The 9,027-nt window shown below is 73.3% G+C and carries 8 protein-coding genes; 7 read left to right on the forward strand and 1 reads right to left on the reverse strand.

Going from position 1 to position 9,027, the window contains the following annotated elements; all coding sequences use genetic code 11:
- Positions 1–6: 6 nt before the first annotated feature.
- Positions 7–990, reverse strand: a complete 984-nt coding sequence (gene coaA / locus ACZ4XD_RS29145; protein WP_468046868.1) for a type I pantothenate kinase — start codon at positions 988–990, stop codon at positions 7–9.
- Positions 991–1,188: 198 nt separating this feature from the next.
- On the opposite strand from coaA, the gene ACZ4XD_RS29150 reads away from it, so the two are divergent.
- From ACZ4XD_RS29150 to ACZ4XD_RS29180, 7 genes are all read left to right on the forward strand, one after another.
- Positions 1,189–1,464 carry a hypothetical protein gene (locus tag ACZ4XD_RS29150; RefSeq protein ID WP_468046870.1) on the forward strand — a complete coding sequence of 92 codons (276 nt, stop codon included), beginning with the start codon at positions 1,189–1,191 and terminating at the stop codon, positions 1,462–1,464.
- A 186-nt stretch (positions 1,465–1,650) separates the two neighbouring features.
- Positions 1,651–3,498, forward strand: coding sequence for a glutamine--fructose-6-phosphate transaminase (isomerizing) (gene glmS, locus ACZ4XD_RS29155; protein WP_042155916.1), 1,848 nt, complete (start codon positions 1,651–1,653; stop codon positions 3,496–3,498).
- Complete coding sequence (locus ACZ4XD_RS29160; protein ID WP_042155918.1) at positions 3,495–3,863, forward strand: holo-ACP synthase; 369 nt, start codon at positions 3,495–3,497, stop codon at positions 3,861–3,863. Before glmS ends, ACZ4XD_RS29160 begins: the two co-directional genes overlap by 4 nt.
- A gap of 107 nt (positions 3,864–3,970) precedes the next feature.
- A complete protein-coding gene (locus tag ACZ4XD_RS29165) occupies positions 3,971–5,395 on the forward strand; it encodes an NAD(P)H-hydrate dehydratase (RefSeq protein WP_468046872.1) in 1,425 nt (474 codons plus the stop codon).
- Between the two features lie 107 nt (positions 5,396–5,502).
- Positions 5,503–6,327 (forward strand): L,D-transpeptidase, encoded by an 825-nt coding sequence (locus tag ACZ4XD_RS29170; RefSeq protein WP_468046873.1) that lies wholly within the window; start codon positions 5,503–5,505, stop codon positions 6,325–6,327.
- Positions 6,328–6,386: 59 nt separating this feature from the next.
- Positions 6,387–7,574 carry an alanine racemase gene (alr, locus tag ACZ4XD_RS29175; RefSeq protein ID WP_468046875.1) on the forward strand — a complete coding sequence of 396 codons (1,188 nt, stop codon included), beginning with the start codon at positions 6,387–6,389 and terminating at the stop codon, positions 7,572–7,574.
- On the forward strand, positions 7,571–8,905 hold the full coding sequence (locus tag ACZ4XD_RS29180) for an alpha/beta fold hydrolase (protein WP_468046877.1): 1,335 nt from the start codon (positions 7,571–7,573) through the stop codon (positions 8,903–8,905). The genes alr and ACZ4XD_RS29180 overlap by 4 nt, the downstream gene beginning before the upstream one ends.
- Positions 8,906–9,027: the final 122 nt, after the last annotated feature.

Raw genomic sequence — 9,027 nt, forward strand, 5'->3', positions numbered from 1 at the left:
TACTCCCTAGAGCTTGCGCAACGACAACCGCTGCACCTTGTGGTCCGGCCCCTTGCGGAGCACCAGGTTGGCACGGCCGCGAGTCGGGGCGACGTTCTGTTGCAGATTGGGCTTGTTGACGGTGCGCCAGATCATCCGGGCGTAGTCGAGGGCCTCGTCCTCGGAGACCTGGGTGTACTTGCGGAAGTACGAGAACGGGTTCTGGAAGGCGGTCTCGCGCAGCTTGCGGAAGCGGCCCAGGTACCACTTCTCGATGTCCTCGGTGCGGGCGTCGACGTAGACGGAGAAGTCGAAGAAGTCGGCGAGCCCGAGGCGGGTGCGGCCGTCCTTGCCGGGCAGGGCCGGCTGGAGGACGTTCAGGCCCTCGACGATGAGGATGTCGGGGCGCTGCACGGTCAGCTGCTCGCCGGGCACGATGTCGTAGATCAGGTGGGAGTAGACCGGTGCGGTGACCTGCGCCTTGCCGGACTTCACCGCCGCGACGAAGCGGGTCAGCGCCCGCCGGTCGTAGGACTCGGGGAAGCCCTTACGGGACATCAGACCGCGCCGGTGCAGTTCGGCGTTGGGGAAGAGGAAGCCGTCGGTGGTGACCAGCTCGACGCGCGGGTGCTCGGGCCAGCGGGCCAGCAGCGCCTGGAGCAGCCGGGCGGTGGTGGACTTCCCGACCGCCACGCTGCCCGCGACCCCGATGACGAACGGGGTGCCGGGCTGGGGGCCGCCGCCCGCGTCGCCGAGGAAGGTGTTCAGGGCGCCGCGCAGATTGCTGGTGGCGCCGACATAGAGGTTGAGGAGCCGGGACAGCGGGAGATAGACATCGCGTACCTCGTCGAGGTCGATGACATCGCCCAGGCCCCGCAGCTGTTCGACCTCGTCGGCCGTCAGGGGCAGCGGGGTCTTCTCCCGCAGGGCGCTCCACTGTGCGCGCGTCAGATCGACGTACGGGGAGCTCTCGGCGCGGCGTCGTTGCTGCGGATCGGTCGTCAGGGGCACGCGCCCATTGTGCGCAGCCGCCACCCGCCGTTCATCTCGGGGTGGCCGGCCGGGCGCCGGAAGGTGGTCTTGTGGATGTCGGGGTGGGCTTGGGTGAATCTCAGCCACCCTGTCTGTACCCGGTCGGTATTGCCCGGTACGGTCAGCGGCGGGGAAGGGCCCGGAGACGGGCCGCGGACGAATCAGGGGGGGGTTCGGGTGCGCACGCGTAAGGCCGGTCTGCTGGGACATCGGCCGTGGGGGAGAAACGCCGGCGCGGACCACACCGGTCCGGACTGCACCACGGACGGCTTCGCTGCCCAGGTGTACGCCGAGCTGGCCGAGGAGCTGCCGGACGAGGACCTGGGAGAGGATCTCGCCGATTTCCTGGAGCGCTTCGAGCCGGGCGGCGGGCCCGGCGGGGACGCGGAGGCGGACGAGGAGTCGTTGGAGGCGGTGCGGGAGGCGCACCATCGGATAGCGCGGGGGTATTGAGGGGCCCGGGCATGTGGGCGCTGGCGCGCGGTGCGGGGGCGTGTTCCGGGGCGCGGTCATCGGTCGTGATCATGACCGGAAAGCCGGGCCCGCGGCGACCGGTGACCTCGGGGCCGGCGGTACGGCCCCGAGCCCGCCGCGTCGCCATACCGTCGCCGTGCAGGACCCGGCGCGTACCCTGCCCCCATGTGCGGAATCGTGGGATATGTGGGCGGGCAGAGCGCCCTGGATGTTGTCCTGGCCGGGCTGAAGCGGCTGGAGTACCGGGGGTATGACTCGGCGGGGGTCGCCGTGCTGGCCGATGGGGGGCTGGCGGCGGCCAAGAAGGCCGGGAAACTGGCCAACCTGGAGAAGGAGCTGGCGGACCGTCCGTTGCCGGCCGGTTCGACGGGGATCGGGCACACCCGGTGGGCGACGCACGGCGGGCCCACCGACGAGAACGCCCATCCGCATCTGGACAACGCCGGCCGGGTCTCGGTCGTGCACAACGGCATCATCGAGAACTTCGCCGGGCTGCGCGCCGAACTCACCGACCGCGGGCACGAGTTGGCGTCCGAGACGGATACCGAGGTCGTGGCGCATCTGCTGGCCGAGTGCTACTCGTCGTGCGGCGAGCTGGCCGAGGCGATGCGGCAGGTGTGCCGGCGGCTGGAAGGTGCGTTCACGCTGGTCGCGGTGCATGCCGATGAGCCGGATGTGGTGGTCGGGGCGCGGCGGAACTCGCCGCTGGTGGTGGGTGTCGGGGACGGTGAAGCCTTCCTGGCCTCGGATGTGGCGGCGTTCATCGCGCATACGAGGGAGGCCATCGAGCTGGGCCAGGACCAGGTCGTGGAGCTGCGCCGGGACGGAGTGACGGTCACCGACTTCGAGGGGGCGCCGGCGGAGGTCCGCGAGTACCACGTGGACTGGGACGCCTCGGCCGCCGAGAAGGGCGGCTACGACTACTTCATGCTGAAGGAGATCGCCGAGCAGCCGAAGGCCGTCGCGGACACGCTGTTGGGGCGGATCGACGCGTCGGGCGTGCTGTCGCTGGACGAGGTGCGGATCCCGCCGGAGGTGCTGCGGGAGGTCGACAAGGTCGTCATCGTGGCGTGCGGGACGGCGTACCACGCGGGGATGATCGCCAAGTACGCGATCGAGCACTGGACCAGGATTCCCTGCGAGACCGAGCTGGCCAGTGAATTCCGTTACCGGGACCCGATCCTGGACCGGCACACGCTGGTGATCGCGATCAGCCAGTCCGGCGAGACGATGGACACCCTGATGGCGCTGCGGCATGCGCGGGAGCAGGGCGCGAAGGTGCTCGCCATCTGCAACACGAACGGGTCGACCATCCCGCGGGAGTCGGACGCGGTGCTGTACACGCACGCCGGGCCCGAGGTGGCGGTGGCGTCGACGAAGGCGTTTCTGACGCAGCTGGTGGCCTGCTATCTGGTGGCGCTCTACGTCGCGCAGGTGCGGGGCACCAAGTGGGGCGACGAGATCCGGGACGTGGTGCGCGAACTCGCCGCCATCGGCACCCAGGTGGAGCAGGTGCTCGGCACGATGGAGCCGGTACGGGAGCTGGCGCGCTCGCTCGCCGACAAGAACACGGTGCTCTTCCTCGGGCGGCATGTGGGCTATCCGGTGGCGCTGGAGGGTGCGCTGAAGCTCAAGGAGCTCGCGTACATGCATGCGGAGGGCTTCGCGGCCGGGGAGCTCAAGCACGGGCCGATCGCGCTGATCGAGGACGATCTGCCGGTCGTCGTGGTGGTGCCGTCGCCGCGTGGGCGGTCGGTGCTGCACGACAAGATCGTGTCGAATATTCAGGAGATCCGGGCCCGGGGCGCGCGGACCATCGTGATCGCGGAGGAGGGCGACGAGACGGTGGTGCCCTACGCCGACCACCTCGTACGGATCCCGCGCACGCCGGTGCTGCTCCAGCCGCTGGTGTCCACCGTCCCGTTGCAGGTCTTCGCCTGTGAGCTGGCCACCGCCCGCGGCAACGAGGTCGACCAGCCGCGCAACCTCGCCAAGTCGGTGACGGTGGAGTGATCATCGGGGTAGGGATCGATGTCGCCGAGATCGATCGCTTCGGTGCGGCGCTGGAGCGCACGCCGGAGCTGGCGCATCGGCTGTTCATCGAGGACGAGCTGATATTGCCGAGCGGGGAACGGCGGGGCATCGCTTCCCTGGCGGCGCGGTTCGCCGCCAAGGAAGCGCTGGCCAAGGCGCTCGGGGCGCCGGCCGGTCTGCACTGGACCGACGCCGAGGTGTACGTCGAGGACAGCGGGCAGCCGCGGCTGCGGGTGCAGGGCACGGTCGAGGCGCGGGCGGTGGAGCTCGGGGTCCGGTCGTGGCATGTGTCGCTGAGCCATGACGCGGGGGTCGCCTCCGCCGTGGTGATCGCCGAGGGGTGAGGGCGGTGCGGCGCCTGTCCGGTCCGTCGTGGCGGGCGCCGTCCCCGGACGTCTTCGGGCGGGGGAAATCCCCCGCACCCGGTGGATGAGGGGCGAGACTTGGCCGTATGAGGACTGCCTACAGCGTGGAGACCGTACGGGCCGCCGAGCGAGAGCTCATGGCCCGGTTGCCCGGAGGGGCCCTGATGCAGCGGGCGGCGGCCGGACTGGCCGTGGCCTGTGGGGAGTTGCTGGGCAAGGTGTACGGCAGCCGGGTGGTGCTGCTGGTGGGCAGCGGTGACAACGGCGGGGACGCGCTGTACGCCGGTGCCCGGCTGGCCCGGCGGGGGGCCGGGGTGGTGGCGGTGCTGCTCTCGCCCGACCGGGCCCACCAGGGCGGCCTGGCCGCGCTGCGGGCGGCCGGGGGACGGGTTTCGGACGACGCGCCGCGGGACATCGGCCGGGCCGATCTGGTCGTGGACGGCATCGTCGGGATCGGGGGACGCGGCGGGCTGCGCCCGGAGGCCGCGCAACTCGCGCGGGCGGCATGGGAGTCGGCGCCCGTGGTCGCGGTCGATCTGCCCAGCGGGGTGGACGCGGACAGCGGCGAGGTGCACGGGGACGCCGTACGGGCCGATGCGACGGTGACGTTCGGTGCGTACAAGCCGGGACTGCTGATCGATCCGGCGCGCGAGCGGGCGGGCGCGCTGCGGCTGGTGGACATCGGGCTCACGCTGCCGCAGGAGGCCGAACTGGAGGCGTTGCAGCACGCGGACGTGGCGGAGCTGCTGCCGCGCCCGGCGCCCGAGAGCGACAAGTACCGGCGGGGCGTGGTCGGGGTGGTCGCCGGGTCCGCGCGGTATCCGGGGGCGGCGGTGCTCGCGGTGGCGGGTGCGCTGCGGGGCGGCGCGGGGGCCGTGCGGTATGTCGGGCCGGCCGCCGAGGCGGTGCTGGCGCGCTTCCCGGAGACGCTGGTGCATCCCGGGCCGCCGGACAAGGCGGGCCGGGTGCAGGCGTGGGTGATCGGGCCCGGCATCGGGGACGAGGCGGACGCGCTGGAGGATGTGCTGGCGGCGGACGTGCCGGTGCTGGTGGACGCGGACGGCCTGCGCTTCCTGACGCCGGAGCGGGTCCGGGAGCGGACGGCGGAGACCTTGCTGACGCCGCACGCGGGGGAGGCCGCCGCGCTGCTCGGGCGCGGCCGCGAGGAGGTCGAGGCGGCGCGGCTGGCCTCCGTACGGGAGTTGGCGGCGCGTTACGGGGCCACGGTGCTGCTCAAGGGCTCGACGACGCTGGTGGCGGAGGCGGACGGTCCCGTACGGGTCAACCCCACCGGGACCGGCTGGCTGGCGACGGCCGGGAGCGGGGACGTGCTGTCGGGGGTGACCGGGTCGTTGCTGGCCGCGGGCCTTGGGGCGCGGGACGCCGGATCCGTCGGCGCGTATCTGCACGGGCTGGCGGCGCGCCGCGCGGCCGGGCCGGACGGCGCGCCGGTCCTGGCCTCCGAGGTCGCCGCCCATCTGGGCGCCGCCTGGCGTGATGTGACGCACTGACAGCTGCCGGGGCGGCGTTACGCCCCGCGGGGGAATGGGGCGGGCACCAGGGCGAACCTGGCGCCCGGTGGGCGGTAAGGCCGCGCGCCCACGGCATGCGTGAGGGCATGAAACGCACCCTTTCGGCGTTGCTGGTCTGCGCCTCGCTCCTGGTTGTCGCCGGGCCGCCCGCGGTGGCCGTGGCGCCGTCGCCCACCGTGGCGCCGTCGCCCACCGTGGCGTCCCCGTCCGCGTACCGTTTGCCCGCCCTGGTTCCCGGGCTGCCGCGCGCGGCGCGGGCGGCCCTTGGGCCCCGGCACATCGAGTACGTGCCGCGGTCCGAGGTGGCGCCCGCCGGCCGGGCGGCCCGGTGCAGCGCCTCCACCGGGCCCTACCAGCGGCAGGCGGAGCGCTACCTGGGGCGGCAGGTGGACGGGCGGCAGAGCACGGGGGACTGCCGGGCGATCCGGCGGTTCCAGCAGGCCCACCGCATCGCGCCGGCCACCGGCTTCGCCGGCCCGGTCACGGGGGCGATCGTGCGGGTGATGCGGGCCAGGAAGGACCCCAACCGGGCCGGGCACTGCCCCGCCCTCGCCCAGCGGACCGCGTGTGTCGACCTGAACCGGCAGTTGATGTGGGTGCAGCAGGGCGGCCGGGTGATCCTCGAACCGGTGGCGATCCGGTCCGGTGCGCCGACGATGGAGACCCGCACCGGCTCGTACCGGATCTATCTGCGCCACCGGCACCACATCTCGAACCTCTACGGCACGCGGATGCCCTACGCCCAGTTCTTCGACCGCGGGGAGGCGCTGCACGGCGTCTACGAGGACATCTTCTCGGGAGCCGGCTCGCACGGCTGCGTCAACCTCACCATGACGGACGCGCGGCGGGCGTGGGAAGTGCTGAGGCAGGGCGACACCGTGTACGTCTGGGGGCGGAAGCCCGGCGTGTGAGCACGGTTTCCGCGCCCGTCCCCCGGGGCCCCGCGGCGTCGCCTGCGACACTGAGGGGGATGAACGAGACAGCGAAGCGCGCCCGTGCCGCCATCGACCTCGCCGCCGTGCGGTCGAATGTGCGTGCACTGCGGGACCGCGCACCCCGGGCAGAGCTGATGGCCGTGGTCAAGTCCGACGGCTACGGACACGGAGCGGTGCGCTGTGCGCGCGCCGCCCGTGAGGCCGGTGCGGGCTGGCTGGGCACAGCGCTGCCCGAGGAGGCGTTCGCGCTCCGGGCGGCCGGTGACACCGGGCGGCTGCTGTGCTGGCTGTGGACGCCGGGCGGCCCCTGGCGCCGGGCCATCGAGCAGGACATCGAGGTCGCGGTGAGCGGGCTGTGGGCGCTGCGCGAGGTGACCGCGGCGGCCCGGGAGTGCGGCCGGCCCGCCCGCGTCCAGCTCAAGATCGACACCGGGCTCGGCCGCAACGGCTGCGCACCCGCCGACTGGTCGGAGCTGACCGCCGCGGCCCGGGCCGCCGAGGCCGAGGGCACACTGACCGTCACCGGCGTCTGGTCGCACTTCGCCTGTGCCGACGAGCCCGGCCACCCCTCGATCGCCGCCCAGCTGGCCGTCTTCCAGGAGGCGTTGCGGACCGCCGAACGGGCCGGGCTGCACCCCGAGGTGCGGCATATCGCCAACACCCCGGCGCTGCTGACCCTCCCCGAGGCGCACTTCGACCTGGTCCGTACCGGTATCGGCATCTACGGCATCTCGCCCAGCCCCGAGGTCGGGACCTCCCAGGACTTCGGACTGCGGCCCGCGATGACGCTGGAGGCCTCGCTCGCCTCGGTCAAGCGCGTCCCGGGCGGCCACGGCGTGTCGTACGGGCACCACTACACGACGCCCGGGGAGACCTCCCTGGCGCTGGTCCCGCTCGGCTATGCGGACGGCATCCCGCGGCACGCCTCCGGGACCGGCCCGGTGCTGGTCGCCGGCAAGTGGCGGACGGTCGCCGGGCGGATCGCGATGGACCAGTTCGTGGTCGACCTGGGCGGCGACAGCGCCGAGCCGGGTGATCCGGCGGTGCTGTTCGGCCCGGGGGACCGTGGTGAGCCGACCGCGGAGGACTGGGCCAGGGTGGCCGGAACCATCGGCTACGAGATCGTCACACGGATCGGAAGCCGGGTCCCGCGCGTCTACGTGGACAGCGGCGCACGGAGCGAAGCCGAAGGAGACAGCGCGCTCACGGGGGGTACGGCATGACCGAGGGACAGGAGGCCGCCGCGCAGGCGGTCGAGACGGCCGTCGAGGCGGCCGGCAACTGGGCGCGGGCGGGCCGGCACGCCGGTGTGGCCGGTGCCGCGATCGGGGTGGTCGCGGCGGGCGCCGCGGCCGGTGTGGCGATAGAGCGGATGACGGTCGGCCGCGGAATGCGCCGCCGGGCCCGGCTCGCACTGGACGCCGCCGGCCCGTACGGCACGCTGCGCGGCACCCCGGGGGCGGCGATCGCCGAGGACGGCACCGAGCTGTATTACGAGGTCGATGAGCCGGGCGTGGAGACGGGCCGGCCGGAGAAGGACGACCACCCGGGCAAGAGCAGGAACGGCAAGGGCGGCAAGGCCGACCGGTCCGCCAAGCCGGTGCGCGGCAAGGAGGCCCGGGCCGCGCAGGAGGCCCAGGGCGGTCTGCGCAAGCGGCTGTCGGCGGCGCTGGGCCGGCGCGCCACGGCCCCCACGGTCGTCTTCAGCCACGGCTACTGCCTCAGCCAGGACTCCTGGCACTTCCAGCGCTCCGCCCTGCGCGGCGCGGTGCGCACCGTCCACTGGGACCAGCGCAGCCACGGCCGCTCCTCGCGCGGCCACGGCCAGATCGACGGCACGGAACCGGTCACCATCGACCTGCTGGGCCGGGACCTGAAGGCGGTGCTGGACGCGGCGGTCCCCGAGGGGCCGATCGTGCTGGTCGGGCACTCCATGGGCGGGATGACGGTGATGGCGCTGGCCGACCAGTTCCCCGAGTACGTCGCGGAGCGGGTGGTCGGGGTGGCCCTGATCGGCACGTCCGCGGGCCGGCTCAGCGAGGTCGGCTTCGGGCTGCCGTCCATGGGCGTCAAGGCCTTCCACTGGCTCGCGCCGGGGGTGCTGAAGGCGCTGGGCTGGCAGCGCGAGATCGTCGAGCGCGGGCGGCGGGCCACCGCCGATCTGTTCGCCGGGCTGATCAAGCGGTATTCGTTCGGGACGCCGGAGAAGGTGGACCCGGGCATCGCGCGGTTCGGCGAGCGGCTGATCGAGGCGACCCCGATCGATGTGGTCGCCGAGTTCTTCCCGGCGTTCGCGGTGCATGACAAGACCGAGGCGCTGGTCGCGTACGACGCGGTGCCCTCGCTGGTGCTCGCCGGGGAGAACGATCTGATCACCCCGGCCGACCACAGCCGGACGATCGCCGAGGTGCTGCCCGACGCGGAGCTGGTCTGTGTCCCCGGCGCCGGGCATCTGGTGATGCTGGAGCGGCCCGAGCTGGTCAATGAACATCTGGTGGCCCTGGTGGAACGCGCCGGCGCGGCGGCCCGCAGCTCCCGGCACGCCCGCGCCTGAGGTCTTGGCCCGGGGGGGGGGGGGGGGGGCGGGGGGGGGGCCCCCTAGGGAAAAAAAGGGGGGGGGAAGGGCCGAGAGGGAAAGATGTTGGTCCCCAGGGGGGTTGACGGAGGGGGGGTGTT

It is taken from the genome of Streptomyces sp. NPDC029466, assembly GCF_055574515.1.